Genomic DNA, 1205 nt, shown 5'->3' on the forward strand with positions numbered 1-1205 from the left:
AGCTGATGTGACGTGTTTGAACTGTTCTCGATACTGTGGCGTTCGCTTGACCCCTAGCGGTGCTAGCAATCGATGTCAGTATCGCAGCGATAATCCACAAATGCCGCCAATGGATCGTGTCCACATAAAGGCTGTTCACCGCGATGCCTGCGAGCGCAGCCATGCAGATACGTCGGATGCGAGTCGCAGCAGGATCTTCGTTGAACCCGACTCTCCGCTTTCCTGCACAGTACACAAAGAAGGACATCAGTGCGATAAAGCCCAGTACACCGGTCTCCGCCCATGCACGGGCGTACAGCGAGTGGGTGGACATGCCCGTCAACAGCTCAGCCTGCCCCGGGCCGATGCCAATGACGATATGGGTCATCCCCGTTCGCCAAGCAGCTTGCTGAGCCCAAAAGCGTGCTGTGTCGTAGCTCTGCAGGCTGACACGTGCGACAAGCGAGGACCACAGATTGCCATCCCGAACCAACAATCCAATCAGGACGGAACTGAAAAGCAGCCCCAAGAGGACCAACCGGCCGAGTACCCGTATGCGTGCTTTTGCCCCGTGCAAGTCCCGCCTGAGAAGCATCGCCCACGCCAGAAGACTGACGGCGGCGTTGAGCCAGCCGGCACGCGACCCAGTCAACACGATAGTTCCCAGGACCAGCAGGCCAAAGACCGCCCAACTCATATTGCGGCGTTTGCGCTCGGTCCCGACCAGCATATCAAGAGCAATCAAGATGGCGGGCACGAGCCAAGGCCCCATGACGTTCGGATCCTTAAAGAACCCCAGTGCGCGTGTGCCCCCCCACAATACCCTGCTTGCAAGCGGGCTCCATCCTGTAAGCTCTGCCAACAGGACTGCGATTGCCGTTGCCCCGGCCGCTGCTAGGTAGCCGTACACGAGCCCCCAAAGCGCTACTCTGCCATTGGAGGCTATGAAAAACCACACGAGCTCAAGAAGCATCGTGATGCCGAGGAACCTGAAGCCGATGGTGACATCCGCAGCATTGGCACACGACAATATGGCCAGCGCATTATATGTAAGCAATAGCGAGAGCGGCCCCAGCACCGGCCGCTGCAACCGGCGTAAACGTCCTTCTAACACGCCCACGAAGAGAAGGGCAAGGGTCAAATACTCGAACGGACTAGGTTCGAACAACACGAATCCGGATGCAAACCCCAGCAGCCATCCTGTCATGAGATTCCAATCAACCGAC

General features: G+C 57.9%; 1 protein-coding gene. It reads right to left on the reverse strand.

Going from position 1 to position 1205, the window contains the following annotated elements:
* The coding region (locus SMC1_RS10695; protein ID WP_207799373.1) for an O-antigen ligase family protein at positions 1-1205 on the reverse strand (1205 nt) is incomplete at both ends.

Source organism: Candidatus Cryosericum septentrionale, from assembly GCF_003570995.1.
Classification (GTDB): Bacteria; Caldisericota; Caldisericia; order Cryosericales; family Cryosericaceae; genus Cryosericum; species Cryosericum septentrionale.